At 26.8% G+C, this 16,715-nt stretch carries 19 protein-coding genes; 16 read left to right on the top strand and 3 right to left on the bottom strand.

Annotation, left to right across the window (positions count from 1 at the left end):
- Positions 1 to 123 precede the first annotated feature (123 nt).
- Positions 124 to 855, bottom strand: a complete 732-nt coding sequence (locus EJJ37_RS15965; protein ID WP_133016481.1) for an AI-2E family transporter — start codon at positions 853 to 855, stop codon at positions 124 to 126.
- Between the two features lie 28 nt (positions 856 to 883).
- Complete coding sequence (locus EJJ37_RS20720) at positions 884 to 1,093, bottom strand: zinc ribbon domain-containing protein (protein ID WP_243124907.1); 210 nt, start codon at positions 1,091 to 1,093, stop codon at positions 884 to 886.
- A 557-nt stretch (positions 1,094 to 1,650) separates the two neighbouring features.
- Between EJJ37_RS20720 and EJJ37_RS15955 the strand changes: the two genes are divergently transcribed.
- The 11 genes from EJJ37_RS15955 to EJJ37_RS15910 all read left to right on the top strand — a co-directional run bounded on the left by EJJ37_RS15955 (position 1,651) and on the right by EJJ37_RS15910 (position 9,592).
- Positions 1,651 to 1,848, top strand: a complete 198-nt coding sequence (locus tag EJJ37_RS15955; RefSeq protein ID WP_133016480.1) for a hypothetical protein — start codon at positions 1,651 to 1,653, stop codon at positions 1,846 to 1,848.
- A gap of 110 nt (positions 1,849 to 1,958) precedes the next feature.
- Complete coding sequence (locus EJJ37_RS15950) at positions 1,959 to 2,807, top strand: Rpn family recombination-promoting nuclease/putative transposase (RefSeq protein ID WP_243124906.1); 849 nt, start codon at positions 1,959 to 1,961, stop codon at positions 2,805 to 2,807.
- Between the two features lie 56 nt (positions 2,808 to 2,863).
- The gene (locus EJJ37_RS20405; RefSeq protein WP_166484809.1) at positions 2,864 to 3,010 is read left to right on the top strand and encodes a hypothetical protein; all 147 of its coding nucleotides are present in this window, start codon (positions 2,864 to 2,866) and stop codon (positions 3,008 to 3,010) included.
- A gap of 260 nt (positions 3,011 to 3,270) precedes the next feature.
- Positions 3,271 to 4,197 carry a hypothetical protein gene (locus EJJ37_RS15945; protein WP_133016478.1) on the top strand — a complete coding sequence of 309 codons (927 nt, stop codon included), beginning with the start codon at positions 3,271 to 3,273 and terminating at the stop codon, positions 4,195 to 4,197.
- A 367-nt stretch (positions 4,198 to 4,564) separates the two neighbouring features.
- A complete protein-coding gene (locus EJJ37_RS15940; RefSeq protein WP_133016477.1) occupies positions 4,565 to 5,689 on the top strand; it encodes a DNA cytosine methyltransferase in 1,125 nt (374 codons plus the stop codon).
- Positions 5,690 to 5,811: 122 nt separating this feature from the next.
- A complete protein-coding gene (locus EJJ37_RS15935; RefSeq protein ID WP_166484808.1) occupies positions 5,812 to 6,297 on the top strand; it encodes a hypothetical protein in 486 nt (161 codons plus the stop codon).
- A 322-nt stretch (positions 6,298 to 6,619) separates the two neighbouring features.
- Positions 6,620 to 7,534, top strand: a complete 915-nt coding sequence (locus EJJ37_RS15930; RefSeq protein ID WP_133016475.1) for a ParM/StbA family protein — start codon at positions 6,620 to 6,622, stop codon at positions 7,532 to 7,534.
- A gap of 12 nt (positions 7,535 to 7,546) precedes the next feature.
- Positions 7,547 to 7,819 (top strand): hypothetical protein, encoded by a 273-nt coding sequence (locus EJJ37_RS15925; RefSeq protein ID WP_133016474.1) that lies wholly within the window; start codon positions 7,547 to 7,549, stop codon positions 7,817 to 7,819.
- 176 nt (positions 7,820 to 7,995) lie between these two features.
- Entirely contained in the window at positions 7,996 to 8,706 is a 711-nt protein-coding gene (locus tag EJJ37_RS15920; RefSeq protein WP_133016473.1) for a DNA adenine methylase, read from the top strand.
- Positions 8,707 to 8,821: 115 nt separating this feature from the next.
- Positions 8,822 to 9,106, top strand: a complete 285-nt coding sequence (locus EJJ37_RS15915; protein ID WP_133016472.1) for a hypothetical protein — start codon at positions 8,822 to 8,824, stop codon at positions 9,104 to 9,106.
- A 102-nt stretch (positions 9,107 to 9,208) separates the two neighbouring features.
- Entirely contained in the window at positions 9,209 to 9,592 is a 384-nt protein-coding gene (locus EJJ37_RS15910; protein ID WP_166484807.1) for a sigma factor-like helix-turn-helix DNA-binding protein, read from the top strand.
- A gap of 27 nt (positions 9,593 to 9,619) precedes the next feature.
- Here the strand turns inward: EJJ37_RS15910 and EJJ37_RS15905 are convergent, their stop codons facing one another.
- Positions 9,620 to 10,654, bottom strand: a complete 1,035-nt coding sequence (locus EJJ37_RS15905; protein ID WP_133016470.1) for a S24 family peptidase — start codon at positions 10,652 to 10,654, stop codon at positions 9,620 to 9,622.
- A 180-nt stretch (positions 10,655 to 10,834) separates the two neighbouring features.
- Here EJJ37_RS15905 and EJJ37_RS15900 point away from each other — a divergent pair, with 180 nt between their 5' ends.
- The 5 genes from EJJ37_RS15900 (at position 10,835) to EJJ37_RS15885 (ending at position 16,689) form a co-directional block, all read left to right on the top strand.
- On the top strand, positions 10,835 to 11,035 hold the full coding sequence (locus EJJ37_RS15900; protein ID WP_133016469.1) for a helix-turn-helix domain-containing protein: 201 nt from the start codon (positions 10,835 to 10,837) through the stop codon (positions 11,033 to 11,035).
- Between the two features lie 62 nt (positions 11,036 to 11,097).
- Entirely contained in the window at positions 11,098 to 11,706 is a 609-nt protein-coding gene (locus EJJ37_RS15895; protein WP_166484806.1) for a helix-turn-helix domain-containing protein, read from the top strand.
- Positions 11,707 to 11,873: 167 nt separating this feature from the next.
- The gene (locus EJJ37_RS15890; protein ID WP_133016467.1) at positions 11,874 to 12,683 is read left to right on the top strand and encodes a hypothetical protein; all 810 of its coding nucleotides are present in this window, start codon (positions 11,874 to 11,876) and stop codon (positions 12,681 to 12,683) included.
- Positions 12,684 to 12,764: 81 nt separating this feature from the next.
- Complete coding sequence (locus EJJ37_RS20400; protein WP_166484805.1) at positions 12,765 to 12,905, top strand: hypothetical protein; 141 nt, start codon at positions 12,765 to 12,767, stop codon at positions 12,903 to 12,905.
- Between the two features lie 163 nt (positions 12,906 to 13,068).
- On the top strand, positions 13,069 to 16,689 hold the full coding sequence (locus EJJ37_RS15885) for a SpaA isopeptide-forming pilin-related protein (protein ID WP_133016466.1): 3,621 nt from the start codon (positions 13,069 to 13,071) through the stop codon (positions 16,687 to 16,689).
- The last annotated feature ends 26 nt before the right edge of the window (positions 16,690 to 16,715 follow it).

The following is a 16,715-nucleotide window of genomic DNA, read 5'->3' as shown; positions in this document are numbered from 1 at the left end:
TGATATATTCTTCCCAAATAGCATTATCTAATTTTCTATACATAGTTTTCCTCCCACTAATAATCATTTAACTTAATTTTATCAATGGGATGCTATGCTATCTAGGCACTTAATTTTTTACGCTTACGTTGCATCTATAGCTTGACCTCCAATATATCGCCTTAACTTATAATAAGTTAGCTTTAATATTGAAGTTAACTTATTATACTTATCATTGCTTATTCTATAAATAAATAATTTTAATTGACGCTTTAGCTTTTCTTTATCCAATAAAATATATATAGCTATTATTATACCTAATATTGAATTAATAATACTAGCTGTTATTCCTAAACTAATATCTATAATCCCACCTAATATACTTTTAGAGATATTATTTAATATGTTAACAATATTACCATCAACTTGTCCTACTTTTGTACTAATCCATTCTATTAAAGATACATTTTTAATATTATCTTTCAAAAAATTTTCTAGTTCTTTAATATTACTAGGTACTTTCTCGAGTATAGTATAAAAACTATGTACTACTTGAGGTATAATTATATTAATACTTATTATTGTTACACCAATAAAGATTATAACAACAACCGACAATGAAGTAACTATACTTATCATAAAAATTGTTCTTTCTTTAAAATGTAGTTTATTCAATATTTTAGTAAGTTTTTTTTCTAAAAAACTCATTGGTATATTGAAAATAAATGCAAAAGCTCCTCCTAATATAACAGGTAAAAAAACATCTATTAAGACTCTTGATCCTTTTAATACATTTTCAAAGTTAATTAATAAAAAATAAACTAATAAACCATATGTTATTAATATTGCTCTTTCATAAATATACTTTTTATTCATTTAGCTGTTGCCAAAACTCTATAAATATCTACAACTCTTTTTTAATTCCCTGGTCCATGAGTCCGATTTTAATAGCTGAAGCTAATTTATATCTTGAAAGATTTATACTTGCATTTAAATATTTATCAATACTAAGTTCACAATTACAGTTATAAACTCTATATTTAAGTTTTAAATCTTTCTTAATCTCTCCACACTTACTACAAATCTTTAATGATGGATAAAAACTATCTGCTATAACTAGATCAATTCCTTTAAATTTATACTTATACTCTAGTTGCCTTTTGAACTCATAAAAACCTTATTTTCTTATAGCATTAAATAAATGTTTATTTTTCATTATTCCTTTATAATTCTATATTGCTTGGTTTTCACTATACTTATTGTAGTTTGATGAAGATAGTTATTTCTTATATTAGTCAATCTTCTATGAATTTGTTGTATCTATTTTTCAAGTTTTATAATATTTTTAGTTTTGACATACGCCTTTCCTTTTTTATTTTTTTCATATTTTATACTTACTTGCTTTTGTAATCTTTTTTCGATTTTTCTAACTATATAAGTTTTATTTATATTTTTATATACTATACCATCAGAACATATTAGTAAATCTTTTAATCCCAAATCTATACCTAATTACACATATTTTAATTCTTCTTAAATTTCTTCTTGTTTTATACCCACCGATATATATCAATACTTATCAGCATAACTTATTCTTTGATTGATATATTTAACTCCAATAGGCAGTTCTTCATTAGTTTTTATCTAACCAACTTTTTCAATACGGGGATTGTGAGCAAATCAGGCGTTTGGTATAACTATGGAGAAGAAAGAATTGGACAAGGAAAAATGAATGTGATAAATTATCTAAAAGAAAATGTTGTTACATATGAAAAGATAGAAAATGAAACATACGATAAAATTGGAATTAAGAAAATTTCTACTACAGAAGAAAAAATAATAAGTAATATAATTGCTCTGTTGGATTAGTTCATAAAATAATAAATGAAAAATAAAAATCTTATGGATGTCACTTAAAAAATGATTAATATAGTATAATATAGATAAAATATTAATAAAAATAAATGGAGTTGGTTGAAGTGACAAGATTAGAAATATTAAGTCCCAAAATAGATTTTGTCTTTAAAAGAATATTTGGAAATGAAAATAATCCAAGAATATTAATATCATTTTTAAATGCAGTAATTAAACCTAAAGATCCGATAAAATCAGTACAAATAATGAATAATGATATAGATAAAGAATCTATAGAAGATAAATTTAGTAGATTAGATATTAAAGCAAAAACTAATAAAGATGAATTAATTAATATTGAAATTCAAATTAAAGATGAGCATAATATGGTGAAAAGAAGTCTATATTATTGGAGTAAAATGTTTGAAAGTCAACTTACAGAAGGACAAAAGTATGATACATTAGCAAAAACAATTTGTATAAATATATTAAATTTTAAGTGTTTAAAGACAAAAGAAGCACATTCAATATATAGATTAAAAGAAATTAATACAAGTGAAGAATTAACAGATCTTCAGGAAATACACTTTATAGAACTACCTAAATTACCAAAGAATGAAGAAATAAAAGATGTATTTGATGCATGGATGGAATTTATAGAAAATCCTATAAGTAATAAACTTGAAAAAGCAGAAATGACTATACAAGAAATTAAAGAAGCAAAAAATGAATTATTAAGATTAAGTGCAAGTGATAAAGAAAGAATAAAGTATGAAGATAGAAGAGCTGCTTTATTAGATAAAGTAAGTGCCCTTGAAAATGCTGAGGAAAAAGGTATTGAAATAGGTAAGGAAATAGGGGAGAAAAACAAAGCTATAGAAGTAGCTAAAAATTCTTTAAAAGCAGGACTTGATATAGATACTATTATTAGTATTACAGGATTAGAAAGAAGTGAGGTAGAAAAATTATTATAAACAAAATGATTCATTTTTAAAGAAATATATAGAAAAAATTAATGGGAGGGAAGTGGATGAAAATAATAGTAGAAAAACAAAGGAATCTTTTGAGAGAATATGAAAAAGGCTTAACGATTAATCAAATAGAAGAAATTAAAGATAAAATTGGAGATTTGTATTATAAATTAAAATCTAAAGAAATAATAAATAAAATGATATAGGATTCTGGTAAAGAGTGGATTCAAGAAAAGCTAGTTGGAATAGTAGAAAAACCATGTGATTTATGTAAAAATATAAACTTTAAAGAGAAATTTATTATAAAGAATAGAATAAATAATAATAAGTTATTAGTAGGATCGAGTTGTATAGATAAATTTTCTGAAATTGAGAGAAGTATAAAAGGAGAAAAATTATCTGATTTAATAAAGTATACTGGTTCTAAGGAATATATATATATGATAGATTAGCAAAATTTAATAAGATGTATGAAGGTGGAAAAGAAATAATCGATAATTGGAAAATCTTTTATGATAGTTTTGAGATATTATTTCCAGCAGAAATAGAAAATAGCTTTGAAAAGCTAAATAAGAAAGCAAGAAAATTTTATAAAGATTATAAGAATGCCAATATACCTGAAGATGAGTTAGTAAAGTTTGGAGTTTATATAAAAGAATTTGAATATATTAAGAAAAAAATTTTGGAGTTTGAAGAGAAAAATATAAATAATAAATTTTTATGTACAAAAGAAATTGCTGATGAATTAAGAAAAAGAGAATTGAATAACATATTAAAACATATAAAAGATAGTAATGCAATAATTGAAGCATGGCAAATCAAATATATAGGAAATACTAAGTTCATTAAACAGTTTTATAGTGATATAGAGAGAGAGTTAAAAAAAGATAAAGTTAAATTATTAGAAATTGAAAATGAAAAAATAATTGGAGAGATTATTAATGAAGAATTTAATAAAATAAAGCTTGAAATGAGTACAAGTTCATTTATAAAAAATTTTTATTATTTAATAAGTAAAGAAAAAGTTGAGTTTAAGAAAAATTTTATAATTACTTCTAATATTTTAAAAGAAAAAAGTAATATATTAAAATTTATTAATATAATTGCAAAAGATATGAAATTATATAAATATTATTTTCATATAAATGATGATATGTATGATGCTGGATATTTAGAAATATATAAAAAGAATAAATTTACAATTATTGAAGTGAAAAAGATATTAAAACATAAAAATTTATTTATGAATAAATCTTTTGAAGAGATAATACAACTTATTAAAGCTCTAGAATGGGATGATATAAAAAATAAATACAAGTATGATATAGGAAATGTAGGGAAATTTAATTCAGGAACCGAGTATATATATACTTCTAATAAAAGAGAAAAATAAAAAAATGTAAAATGGATTATTTGGAGTGAGAGTAGAAAAATTATTATAAATGAAACGGTATTAGTTGATATTATTCAATTAATACCGTTTTATTTTATATCTTCAGTATCAAAACTTAGCACTTTTGATACTGAAGATATAAGTTTGTACTATTAACGTATATATAAGTGTCAAAACTAAGTATCAAAACCAAAAGTGAAAAGATAAATGAAAAATAATATATTTTATTTTTAAAAGAGCTTTTTAGCTCTTTTTTTATTTTATAAAAATTGCAACAGAATGAAACAAAGTTGAAACTCACAAAGAAAAATTTTCGATAAAATAATAAATATAAAAACAAAAGAAGAATAATTATTTTGAGGTGAGTATGAAATTTTTAGATTTTTTTAGTGGTATTGGTGGATTTAGATTAGGAATGGAATTAGCTGGGCATGAATGTATAGGACATTGTGAGAACGATAAATATGCCGAAAAAAGTTATAGAGCTATGCATAAGATAAAGGAGAGTGAATGGTTTGGAGAAGATATCATAAAAATTAGAGCAGAAGAGTTACCAAGAGCAGATGTGTGGTGTTTGGGATTCCCATGCCAGGACATATCAATCGGAGGAAGTAAATCTGGATTCAATGGGAATCGTTCAAGTTTATTTTTCGCAGTTACAAGACTTATTAGGGATACAAAAGAAGAAGATAGACCCAAGTATCTATTCATTGAGAACGTTAGAAACCTATTTAGTGTTAACCAAGGGGTTGATTTCCTCAAGATTCAGATTGAGTTGGCCGAAATCGGCTATGATTGTGAATGGCAATTACTTAATTCACGAGATTTCGGAGTGCCACAAAATAGAGAAAGAGTGTACATTATTGGACATCTTAGAGGAAGAAGTACCCGAAAAGTATTTCCTGTCAGAAGAAGTTATAAATCGATTAAAGTACAAGAAGTAGTTTGTGGTGATTATAGATATGATAAAGGGTTTAGGATAAGGGAGAATGGAGTATCACCTTGCTTGTGTGCAGGAAATAGTAAGATGAGTAGCTCTAATGATTTATCGAGTTCTATATTTGTTGTTGGAAATATAAATCCTAGTAAAAGAGGAGGTGGAGGAAGAGTTGTAGATTCAAATGGTGTATCTCCAACATTAACAACTAATAAAGGATCAGGAATGAATGTTTTGGTTAGAGAAGCAACCCAAAAGGGGTACGCCGTTGCGGAGCATGGAGATTCGATTAATTTAGAATATATTAATTCTAATGTTAGGCGAGGAAGAGTTGGAAAAGCTAGAGTAAATACATTAACTACTAGTTGTAATCATGGAGTATTGTTGGATGGTAGAATAAGACGATTAACACCAAAAGAATGTTTTAGGCTTCAAGGATGGCCTGATCATTATTTTGAGAGAGCTGAGAAAGTATGTAGTAATGCTCAGTTATATAAACAAGCTGGAAATGGTGTTACGGTGAATGTTATATATGAAATAGCAAAAAAATTATGAGTATTTTAGTAGAAAAAGTGATAAAAAGAATATTTATCACTTTTTATTTTGGTTAAAAAAGGAAATTGAAATTGAAAGTTGAATTATTTAATTATGTAAAATAATTAATTTGAGGTGTAATGATGTTAAAAAGTATTGAGAATGTATCAAAAGAGTTAGGAATAAGCAAAGCAGCTATATATAGAAAGTTGAAAAGTGAAGAATATAAGAAGTATGTTGTAAAAGAAAATGGAAAAATGATGTTGAATGAAATTTTATTAGAAAAATTAAAACTTAATACTAGAAAGAAGAAAGTTGAAAATATTAAAGAAGTAGAAATAGTAGAAAATAAAGAACTAGAAGTAATTAATAAGAAATATAAAGACGATAAAAGTGAGGTTGTGGAAATTTTGTTAAATCAAATAAAAGAAAAAAATGCACAAATAGATAGATTACATGATCTTATAGAAAATAACCAAGTATTAATAAAAAATCAGCAAGAGAGAGAGAAAGAACAATTAAAATTAGAAGAGCATTTTAGAGAAATTGATAAAAAGCTAATAGAAATAAGAGATAAAAAAGAAGTAAAAGAAAAGAGATTTTTAGGTATATTTAAAGTAAAGAGTTGATATATTGTTAATATGTTGTTTAGAAATAGTGTGAAATATAAAAAATACAGAGTGTAAATTGGTATTTAGTTGGTATATAGTTTAAATATAGTTTATGAAAAGAAGTGAATCTAGAAAAGTAGTTTATATATAGTTTATATATAAACTAAAAAAGATTAATAACACCACTTATAGTTGATATATGATTTACATATGGTTTATATATGGTTAATAAATAAAAATAGAAGAATAAAATAGTTGATATATTGTTGACATATAAACAAAAGTAGGTTAATATAGTTGATATATAGTTTATATATTGATTAAGAAGGAGGAATTTGTGTTGAGTAGTAATATACAAGTTATAGGATTAGATTGTGGTAGAGGGTATACTAAAGGATATAGTGAGGTTAATGGAATCATTAAAGAGTGCTGTTTTAAATCTATTATTGGAGAGGGGAGAAATATAGAGTTATCAGGATATAAAAAGCCAATAATGATTAAATATGATAATGAAGAATGGTTTGTTGGTATGTTAGCTGAAAAGGAAAGTCAAACTCCAGTAAGAAATAGTAAAGATAGTAAAATAAGCGAAACTGTACAAATTTTGATGGCTACAGCATTAAGTAGTTTAGCAATTGAGGATAGAGTTAAAATAATGTTAGCAGTTCCATATAAGTCTTTTAGAAAAACAATATTATCGGAAATAGTTGAGACATATAAAGGGAAAATTATAAAAGTTAAGGATATGGTTAATGGGGGCTATAAAGAAGTTAAAATAAGCGATATAAGTATATGTAGGGAAGCAGATGCAGCTTTATATTGGCAACTAAGAGATAGAGAAATGATAAGTACGCCTGTTGGAATAGCTAATATAGGATTTAGAAGTACGGAGTTAACGTATTTTGATAAAGAGCTTATGTTTATAGATAAAAAATCAGAGACTATAGAATTTGGTAATGGTAGTATTATGAATAATGTAAAAGATAAACTTTTGAATGAGGGGATAATAAAGAGTGTAAATGAAATAGATTCTTCAAATGAATATGATGAATTAAAGGAGAAGGCTTATAGAATAGCAACTGAAAATATAGAGCAAACAATTGAAGAAAAGTGGGTTAACCTAGATGAAATGGAAATATATATTGCAGGAGGAACTGCTCTTAATATGAAATTTGAAGAGCGTTTTAAAGTTGTGGAAGATGCACAGATGGCTACGGCAAAGGGATGTTGGTTAGTAGGAACTCAAAAATTTTAGGAGGAATTTTAAATGAAAAAGACTACAAGTTTTCACTTAGAAGAAGATATTTTAGAAGAAATTGAGAGTTATAAAACAATTAATAGATTAAGTAGTAGAAATGTAGCGTTAGAGAGGATGTTGTTAGAAAGAAGAAATTTTCTAATGTTTTTAGAGAAAGAAGCGAAAAATATTGATATAAAATATATTAATACAGATATAAACAAAGAAGTAAGTAATATAAAAAAAGAAGAGAGCATGATTGGTAAAAGTGTGGGGAATTCAATGGCAAATATGCCTGATTAAATTTAATAAAGAAAGATAGACTAAAAAAGATATAGAATTTAGTGTGATAACTAATACCTTCTATATCTTTTTTTATTTAAAAAAATGAAACAAAATGAAACAAAGTTGAAACTCACAAGTGAAAATTTTCGATAGAATATTATATATACAAAAGAAAAGAGAGAAGTGATGAACAAATGATGAAACCGCCAATAAATAGAATGGGTGGAAAAAGTAGATTAAGAAAAGAAATTATAAGTATGATACCGAATCATGTTTGCTATGTAGAACCATTCTTTGGAGCAGGGTGGGTGTATTGGGGCAAAGAAGAATCAGAAGTAGAAGTTATTAATGATAAAGATCAAGAATTAATAAATTTATTTAAGATAATAAAAGAACATCCTGAAGAATTAGAAAGAATATTAAGGTATGAATTTGTTTCTAGAGATAAATTTGATTTTTATAAGGAAATAGATACTAAATATTTAACGGATATTCAAAGAGCTGCCAGGTATTTGTATATAGTGAGCAATAGTTTTGCATCTAAAGGAATATCTTTCGGATACGGAGCTTTGAAAAAGCCGTCGCAGAAGATATTTTTAGAAGATTTCAAAATACTGAGAGATAGATTGAAAAATACTTATGTAGAAAACAAAGATGTTCTTGATATTATAAATAGATATGATAGAGAAAATACATTTTTCTTTTGTGACCCACCATATTATAAAACGACGGGATATGAAGAGAAATTCAATGAAGAAGATCATATGAAGTTGAAAAATATATTAAGCAATATAAAGGGGAAATTTTTATTAACGATAAATGATCATGAAGAAATAAGAAAATTATATAAGAATTTTAATAAAAAAGAGACTAAAGTTAATTATTCAGTATCAAGACAAAGATAAGCAAGAAAAGAGTATGGAGAGTTAATAATAACAAATTACTAGGAAATTTTTTACTTAAAAAATAGAACATAAGTTCGATAAAATTAAATAAAAAGTAAAAAGGTGGAATGAGATTATGACAAGAATTGAGTTTAAGAATTATATAGAAGAAAAATTAAATAGAGAGCTGTTTGAAGAGTCTGCAGCAAAAAGTATAAAAGAAATGGCTACAGAAAATGAGAGTAAAACCCTAAAGCCTTATCAAGAGAAAGAAATGATAAAGCAAATGTGGAATCAAGTTATAGAAAATGCTTATATGAATGTAAAAAATAATGTAAAGAAGAAAGCAACAGAAGAAGATTGGAAGAGTAAAATAGATGAATTAGTAGATAGCATAAATGATTCATTTAGTGGATTTTAGGAAAGGTGAAACAAAATGAAACAAAGTTGCAACGATATGAAACAAACTTGAAACTCGGAGGGAAATTTTTTTGATAAAATAACTATGAAAGCAGAAATTATTTTGAAAAATTATTATAAAAAAGATAAAAGAAGAAAGCAATTAGAATGTGAAATAGAAAAATTAGAAAAAAGTAATGAACATTTAGAAAAATATTTAGAAAGTTGTTCAATAAAAGAAAATTTGAAAAGAAGAATACATTTAAATAATAAGTTAATAACGGAAAAATATGTTGAGATTGATAATATCATAAAAGAAATATCAGATATAGAACATATAATATCAGATCTTACAGAAGAAGAAAGAAATATAAGTAAGTTAAGATTTGAAGAAAGAAAAGAATATCAAGCCATAGCTTGTATAGTGAATATGAGTAAATCTACTGTGTGTAGAAGAATAAAACATATAATTGAAAAGATAGATTTAGTAGAAAAAAAGGTAAGCTAAAATAGCTTACCTAATAGACTTAAAAATTTAATTTATAAGATAATCAGATAAAGGTCCAATAACTTTACCAATTATAAATAAATCATTTAGTGAATAAGTTTGAGTTTTATGAATTGGATTATTGCTTTCAGGAATTAAATTTACTGTTTGTGAATCAGGTAAAAATCTAATTCGTTTGAAAGTAGCTTCTTCATTATTAGGAAGAAAGACTATAACTAAATCAAGATTATTAGCTGAATTAGTCTGTTCAACTAAAATTAATTCTTTATCATCAAATAACTTATCCATACTATCTCCTTTTAGTTTTAGTATGAAATAATTTTTAGAAGAACATAGTTTATTTCCATTAATATTAAAATATTCGGAAATATTTTCGGTAGCATAACAAGGAATACCAGCTGCAACCTCGCCAACTAAAGGGACAGATAAAATTTTTTTCTTTGATGAACGATTTAAATTAGATAAAGAAGGAGTAATTTCAGAACTAACTTCAGTATTAAAATCATTTTTAGAAGAGTTTTCATCTATTACAGAAATAAGTTCAGATGATACATCTTTAAATAATTCTTCAGTTTTAGAAAGTCTATTAATAGTTCTTTTGAGTTCTTCAAATATTAAATCATTACGTTTTTTAGACATAGTAAGTTCATCAAGCATTCTATCAGTACGCTTTTTAGACATAGTAAGTTCATCTATAAGATGAGAAGATCTTTTCTGAGACTTAGATAAATCTTCAAATGTACGTCTATTTTTATCTATTAAGCTATTTAAAGTATCTAGTTTATTTTTCAATTCTTTTTGATAATCAACAGTATCTTTTTTAGTATCTATGATTATTTCATCAAGTTTATTTTTAGGATTTGATATACCAACAAGGTCGTCAATGGAACAATCTAATACTGAGGCTATTTTAAGTAAAGCATATAAACTAGGTTCATTTAGTCCTCTTTCGTAGGCTGATAAAGCTGTACGTGATATTTGCAATTTTTCACTAAATTCTTGTAATGTTAATTTATTTTTAAGTCTATAGTTTTTTAAGTTAAGTGAAAAAACACTATCCATAATAAAAAACCTCCATAGGGATAGTTTAATCAGAACTTTGATTAAAAGATATAGGTTAAGAGAAATGAAATGTATAAGGAAATTTTATATAGATATAAATATAAATAAAAAAAGAAGAAATATTGACACAAGAGAGAAAGATGTGTTACAATATAGAAAAAATAGAAAAGGTGATAGTATATGAGTGCTTTGAAAGAAATAAGAGTTAAAAAAGGATTATCTCTTAGCATGGTTTCAATGTTAACGGATATACCACAAAAGACATTACATCTATTTGAAGATGGAAATACTGATTTAACTATGAGTAAAGCTAAAAAATTATCAGTATTATATGGAGTCAGTATAGATGATATAGAAAAAATGAAAAACCAAAAATTGTAAGAATGAACTCTCTTGGTAAAATCCGAGAGAGCTTAGTAAAAGTCGCACTTTTGGAGGGAGATATGGTCGAGGTAAGTAATAATCAAGTTTATGATCTTTATGTTGCAGGTTATAAAATTTCTGAAATAGCATCACTTTTCAAGTGTAGTGAAAGCACGATAAAAAGACGACTTAAAGAGGTAAAAGAAATAAAAAGAAAAGAAGAAATAGAGCAACTAATTTTATTGGGTATAGATGTTAGTGAGCTAGAAGAAAAAGAGTTTCCAATGAAAATTAGATATAGGACTATTTATAATAAGAATGAAATAATAAAATTATATTTAGATGGATATACAGCCAAAGAAATAGAATTTACAGAAGGATATAGTCGAGCGGATGTATATAACATAATAAGATATTTAAAGAGAAAAGTAGGATTAAATAAATTTGAATCTCTTTATGAAAAAATACATAAACAAAATAGGGAAAAAATATTAAATGAAAGAAAAAAAGAAAGATATAATAAAGATATAGAAATTTTAACGGGACAGGAAGTAAGAAACTATATAAGTAATAGAGCTTTATTAACTTTTGTAAGTAGTGCATATAGAAGAAAAGGGAGTAATTTGATTTTGAAAAAAGAAATTAAAGAAATTGCTCCATGGGATATGCCTAAGAAATATTATATTTAGATTATATATATTGTGATATAATATTTTTGAATTTAGACAGGCCTGACGAGTAGGGATTACTTTTAAGATATTCGAGGTAACTGTGTAAGGATACATAAAGATAGGGGAGAGAAATCTCCCCTAAAAAAGTGAATTAAATAAATTCTTATATTAAGGTGGTATTTTTTATGAATATTGAGAAAATAAAAGAAATTATAAAAAATAAGAAAGTACAAGCAATAAGTGGAGCAGTAGCTGGAGCGTTAATAATAGCAGTAGCTGGAACAATGATATTACATAATAACAACATAGAAAATAAAAATGTAGCAATAGAAAATAAGTTAGAAGATAATAAAGAAGAATTAGCTGTAGAAAATACTGATCAAGATAAAGAAGTAGAAGAAAATAAAGATGAGCATATACATGATGAAAATTGTAATCATGATGATGAAAATAGTACAAGTCAAGAAAATAATCAAGAAGTAGCTCAAAATAGTGATATTGATAAACAAGAAAGTACAACTGAAAGTAGTAGTGACAAAAAAGTTACTACAACAACTCAAACAAGCACAACTAATTCAAATAAAAATGATACTACAAGTAGTAGTAACAACAATACAAACAAGAATGAGCATACTCATAGTTGGGTAGAAGTATATAAAGATGTTTACCATGCAGAAGAAGGACATTATGAAAATGTATTAGTAAAAGGTGCTTGGACTGAAACAGTACCTGTTTATGAAACAAAGATTGTAAATATATGCAATGGATGTGGGAAAGATATTACTGGCTTTGAAAATGACCATACAGAAGAACAAGCTTTAATTGGTAATTATGCTTGTGGTGGTTGGCACAATGAACAAAGAAAAGTACAAACAGGCACAAATACAATAACTCATGATGCAGTATATGAGAAAAAATGGGTTGTTGATAAAGCAGCTTGGACAGAAAAAGTTTTAAGTGGATACAAATGTAATAGTTGTGGAGCAACTAAATAATAGAAATTATATAAAAGAGAAGCTATTAAATTGTTAAATAGCTTCTTTTTTATATGCTTTTTATGAAAGGAGTAATAAAAGATGAAGCTAAGATTAAGACATATTGTTGCACTGCATAATGAAGGATTAAACATTAGAAATTATGAATTAGTTAGAGAAAGTGCCTATGATTTTAAATTTAGAAATAAAGAAAATAATAAAATAGTTTGCATTAGATATTAAAGTCATTTGAAAAAATCAAGTGGCTTTTTTATATATTTAAAATTTAGAAAGAAGGGGGAATTGATATGAGCACTTGTGTAATGTGTGGTGACATTGTTATAAATGGAGACCATGTTTGTAAGTATTGTAAAGAAAAAGTTGAAAATGAAGGGAGAGAATAGTAGTGATAAATCTAAAAAAAATAAAAAGAATTTTAAGTTCATTCTTAGCAAGTACTTTGATGATAGGAATAACAGCAAATGCTACACCAATTACTAAAAATGAAGTAATTGATGAAGAAACAAAAATTATAAGTCAGTATATTGAGGGCGAGAAAATATTGCCTGAACAAATTGAAGCAAGAAAAAATAAAGCTGAGGAATTAAATTTACTTGATTGGGTAGATGAGAATTACTTTTTAGTTGATGACTTTTATAGAGGGAAAAGTGAAGCTGATATAGAAGCGCTAGGAGCTAATATATTAGTAAATACTGTTACAAATGAAGAGCTTGATTCTTGGGCTTCTAACATTAAAAATGGAATAAGTCCATTAACGGTTACTTATTACGAAATGGTTAGTTATGGGCAATCTACAGTTGGTAAGTTTGAAGTAGATGGACGAATGGCTTTTTGTGCAGAGCATAGTCAAACTACTCCGGCAAAAGGCTCATCTACATCACAAGCAACTTTAAATAATAATGAGCTTGTTAGAAAAGTTTTATATTATGGATATGGTGGACCTGAACAATTATCGGATATGACTGGTAATTATGGTTGGGTTATGACATCGTTAGGATTATCAAAAGCTTATACAGGAACTGGTGGTACAAATGCAACTAATTTTGTAAATAGAGTATCAAATTTACCATCACCACCTAGCAGTTTTAAAGTTTATATAGTTCAAACAAACGGAGGAAGTACACAAGATTTAGCATATTGGGAGTATAATCCGATTCAAAAAGGAAAAGTTCAAATACAGAAATCATCTAGCAATCCTGAAGTTACTGACAATAACAATTGTTATTCATTAGAAGGTGCAGTTTATGGATTATTTACAGATGCAAGTGCTACTAATAAAATTGCTGATTTAACTACAAATGCAGATGGTACTTCAAATATTGTGGAAGTTGATGCAGGAGTATATTGGGTTAAAGAGTTACAAGCTCCACCAGGATTTGCTTTAGACGAAACTGTTTATTCAGTAACTGTAACAGCAGATAATATAGCAGTTGTTAGATGTTCTGATATACCATTATTAGATCCAATTAACATGATAGTGAAGAAAGTTGATGCAATAACTGGTACAGAAGTAGTTACAGGACAAGGTACCCTAGAAGGGGCTGAATTTACAGTAAAATATTATAAAGGTGAATGGAATGAAAATCAAAATCCTGCAGAACAAGGGATAAACCCTGAGAGAGTTTGGGTGTTTAGAACAAATAAAAATGGATTCGTTAGATTTGAGGAAGCTTCTAAGATAAGTGGAGATGAGCTTTATTATGATGCTACAGGAGCACCATCAATTCCAAAAGGATTAATTACAATAGAAGAAACTAAAGCTCCTGAAGGATATATAAGAAGTACAGAAGTATTTATACGTAAGATAACTCAAAATGCAGGTGGTATGATACCTGTATTTAATACACCTGTGGTTCAAGAAACACCAATTATGGGGAATGTAAAGATAACAAAAGTAGATGCAGAAACAGGCGATAGATTATCTAATGCAACATTTAAACTTTATAGTGCTTTAGATGATAGCGAAATAGGAACTATTACAACGGGTGAAGATGGAACAGCGACATTAGAAAATGTACCTTATGGTAAATATTACGCATCAGAGTTTTCACAACCTGAAGGATACTTATTAAATGATGAAAAGTATCCAGTGACTATAGAGGAAAATGGTAAGACTTATGAGATTATAGCAACAAATCAAATAATCAAAGGTAAAATACAAGTTATAAAAATAGATGCTCAAGATGCTGAAAAGCCAGTTGAAGGAGCTACTTTCGGTGTGTATGCAAATAATGTATTGGGCATAGAGAAAGATACTTTAGTAGATACAGTTACTACTGATGTAAATGGTTTTGCTTATACTAAAGACTTACGTTTCGGAGGATATTATTTACAAGAACTTGCAGTTGGAGATAACTACTGGTTAAATGGTAAGAAATATTATGTAACTATTTCTGAAAATGAAAAAATAGAAGTAGTACACATTAAAAATGAGCCAGTACAGATGAAACTTAGAGTATTAAAGTATGATGCAGATAGTGAAAGTAAAGAAGTTATTAAAGGAACTAAGTTCAAAGTTGTAAATAAAGAAACTGGTGAAGATGTTGAGTTTACTGAGTTCTTTGGAATAATTCCTTATAAGAAAACAGTATTTACTACTAATAAAAACGGTGAAATAGTATTCCCTCAAATTTTAGAAGCAGGAATTTATTCGTTAGTGGAAACTGAACCAGCAGAAGGATTTAACGCTATTGAGCCTATTGATTTTGTTATAAATAGAGATACTAACTATGAAGAAATAGAGCTTTTAGGAAAAGTAACAACTATTGAAGTTGAAAATACTAGAATTAAAGGCAATTTAAAAATAGTTAAAATCGATGAAGAAACTCAAGAACCACTTGAAGGCGTTAAATTCAAGATAACTTGTACTGATGGATTTATGGAAGAGCAAGAGTGGATTGAGCTTACAGATGAAAACGGAGAAATTAACTTAACTGACTTAGAATATGGTACATATGAAGCAGTTGAAATTGAAGGGCTTTGGAACTATGTTGAAAATAAAGAGCCTATTAAGTTTGAAATAAAAGAGAATGGTAAGACAATAGAATTAACTGTAACTAATAAAAAGATTAGAGGATCGGTTGAATTACTTAAAGTTGATGAAGATACTAATAGACTACTTGAAGGAGCAGAATTTGAACTTTGGAATGGAGAAAAGTTAGTAGGTATCTATACAACAGATAAAGATGGAAAAATAGTTGTAGAAGACTTAGAAGCAGGAAACTATTATTGGAAAGAAGTTGTAGCACCTAATAACTATAATGTTAATGATGATGCAGAATTATATTTCTCAATCTTAGAAGATAAAGAAGTAATTAAATTAGAAGTTTCTAACAAAGTTAAAGAAGGGGAAGTTGATTTTAGTAAAACTGATGTATCAACTGGAGATTTAATTGAAGGTGCAACGATCCATATCAAAGGATTAGATGAGCAAAATAGTCATATAGACTTTGAATTTGTATCAACTAAGGAAGAAACAAGATTTAAACTTCCAGTAGGTAGATACGAATTCTCTGAAACAATAGCTCCTGAAGGATTTGTTATTAGTACAGAAGTAGGATACTTTGAAATATTAGAAAATGAAGTAATCAAAGCTGAATTAAAGAACAAGAGAATAGAAGGAACACTTGAGTTTGAAAAGACTGATGTATCTACTGGAGAAGTTATTGAAGGGGCACATATCCAAATTGAATGTGTAGAAGGCTTTAATAAAGGACAAGTTATAGAATTTATTTCATCAGCAGAAGGAAATAAATTTGGACTAGAGTATGGTAAGTATAAATTCTATGAAACATTACCACCAGATGGTTACGAGTTAACTACGGAAGTTGGAGAATTTGAAATAAGTGAAGATGGACAAATAGTTAAAGCAGAATTAAAGAATAAGAGAATAGCAGTACCAGTATTACCACAAACGGGTGGAACAGATACTGTTGTAGTAATTTCTTTAGCATTAGTTGTTACTTTAGCTGGAGCTATGATGTTTAGAAAGAAAAAAGCTAATTAGTAGCTTTTATTTTTTTATAAAAAATA

Source organism: Clostridium cuniculi (assembly GCF_004353185.1).
Taxonomy (GTDB): Bacteria; Bacillota; Clostridia; order Clostridiales; family Clostridiaceae; genus Clostridium; species Clostridium cuniculi.
Note: the sequence above shows the minus strand (reverse complement) of the source record. Positions and strands in the feature narration are given on the sequence as shown.

Excerpts from the sequence above, each read along its gene's own strand:
- EJJ37_RS20400 (WP_166484805.1), top strand. The coding sequence starts at position 12,765 with ATGAAGCTAAGATTAAGACATATTGTTGCACTGCATAATGAAGGATTA.
- EJJ37_RS15915 (WP_133016472.1), top strand. The coding sequence starts at position 8,822 with ATGACAAGAATTGAGTTTAAGAATTATATAGAAGAAAAATTAAATAGA.
- EJJ37_RS15900 (WP_133016469.1), top strand. The coding sequence starts at position 10,835 with ATGAGTGCTTTGAAAGAAATAAGAGTTAAAAAAGGATTATCTCTTAGC.
- EJJ37_RS20405 (WP_166484809.1), top strand. The coding sequence starts at position 2,864 with ATGAAAATAATAGTAGAAAAACAAAGGAATCTTTTGAGAGAATATGAA.
- EJJ37_RS15890 (WP_133016467.1), top strand. The coding sequence starts at position 11,874 with ATGAATATTGAGAAAATAAAAGAAATTATAAAAAATAAGAAAGTACAA.
- EJJ37_RS15905 (WP_133016470.1), bottom strand. The coding sequence starts at position 10,654 with ATGGATAGTGTTTTTTCACTTAACTTAAAAAACTATAGACTTAAAAAT.
- EJJ37_RS15925 (WP_133016474.1), top strand. The coding sequence starts at position 7,547 with ATGAAAAAGACTACAAGTTTTCACTTAGAAGAAGATATTTTAGAAGAA.
- EJJ37_RS15945 (WP_133016478.1), top strand. The coding sequence starts at position 3,271 with ATGTATGAAGGTGGAAAAGAAATAATCGATAATTGGAAAATCTTTTAT.
- EJJ37_RS15965 (WP_133016481.1), bottom strand. The coding sequence starts at position 855 with ATGAATAAAAAGTATATTTATGAAAGAGCAATATTAATAACATATGGT.
- EJJ37_RS15935 (WP_166484808.1), top strand. The coding sequence starts at position 5,812 with ATGTTAAAAAGTATTGAGAATGTATCAAAAGAGTTAGGAATAAGCAAA.
- EJJ37_RS15940 (WP_133016477.1), top strand. The coding sequence starts at position 4,565 with ATGAAATTTTTAGATTTTTTTAGTGGTATTGGTGGATTTAGATTAGGA.
- EJJ37_RS15895 (WP_166484806.1), top strand. The coding sequence starts at position 11,098 with ATGGTCGAGGTAAGTAATAATCAAGTTTATGATCTTTATGTTGCAGGT.
- EJJ37_RS15920 (WP_133016473.1), top strand. The coding sequence starts at position 7,996 with ATGATGAAACCGCCAATAAATAGAATGGGTGGAAAAAGTAGATTAAGA.